This window comes from Streptomyces sp. NPDC001156 (genome assembly GCF_053598275.1).
Genome location: NZ_JBSFJX010000573.1, coordinates 1 through 1,103 on the forward strand (window position 1 = coordinate 1; position 1,103 = coordinate 1,103).

The following is a 1,103-nucleotide window of genomic DNA, read 5'->3' on the forward strand; positions in this document are numbered from 1 at the left end:
ACCAGCACCACTACAACAAGCATCGACCGCACCGGGCCCGAGACCAACGACCGCCCGAGGCTCAGGACCAGCCCGCTGTCGGGCACGACCCCCACGCGCAAAGGCTCCTACGCACCGCGTCCTCGGCGGAGTCGTCAACGAGTACAGATACGCCGCTTGAGCTGCAGCGATGACTTTCCGAGCCCCACAGGTTGTGCTCGACGAACATCACCAGGGTGCCGGGGGTGAGGGCGAGCAGCGGCACCCCGGACTCGGAGCAGAACGTGGTCCAGCTCGCCCAGTCCTGGGCGTAGCCCTTGCAGGTGATGGCCGGTCCAGTGGGCCAGCCAGGGCCGTGCCCCAGGCCAAGCCCATGGGGCTGGCAGCGTTTCGGTCTAGCAGTGCCCCAGCAGAGGCATTAGCGTTATCCACAGAGCAGTCGTGGTTCCGAAGTCGTGCGCCCGTGGACACCTTGCCCGCGGGCGCTTTGCCGTGCAGCCCACTCCGGACCAGGGCGATTACCTCCGGGCCCGCACCGTGCAGGCCCGAACCCCCTCGAAGGAGACAGGCATGGCCAAGGGCACTGTGAAGTGGTTCAACGCGGAGAAGGGCTTCGGCTTCATCGAGCAGGAGGGCGGCGGCCCGGACGTCTTCGCCCACTACTCCAACATTGCCGCTCAGGGCTTCCGCGAACTGCAGGAAGGCCAGCACGTCGAGTTCGACGTCGCCCAAGGCCAAAAGGGCCCCCAGGCGGAGAACATCCGCGTCATCTGACCCAGCTCCCGAACAGGCCCGGCACCGTGGACGGTGCCGGGCCTGCGTGTCTGGCAGCCGGCCGCGAGCACTCCGGGCTGACCGACATCAACCGGGCGGGTCCTCGTCCCCGCGGACGCCAGCTCCGAGAGCGCGGCGCGGGCTCGGAGCCGGCGGCGCGGGCTGGGCGCCGAGCGCTCCACAGGCCCGCAACTCGTCAAGGTCGGGGAGATGGACACCGGGTAGCGCGTGGAGAAGGTCGGCCTGGGCAGCGCGGATGCTGTCCGCGGAAGCCTGGAGGCCGACTCCAGCACCTACGGTCCCAGGATCTTCGACCTCGGACTGGCGGAAGCGGTGGAGCGGACGATCCT

The 1,103-nt window shown here is 69.0% G+C and carries 1 protein-coding gene; it reads left to right on the forward strand.

Annotated features, from left to right (window positions below; translation table 11 throughout):
* The first annotated feature begins 549 nt into the window (after positions 1-549).
* Entirely contained in the window at positions 550-753 is a 204-nt protein-coding gene (locus ACWDA7_RS53200) for a cold-shock protein (protein ID WP_345125222.1), read from the forward strand.
* Positions 754-1,103 lie beyond the last annotated feature (350 nt).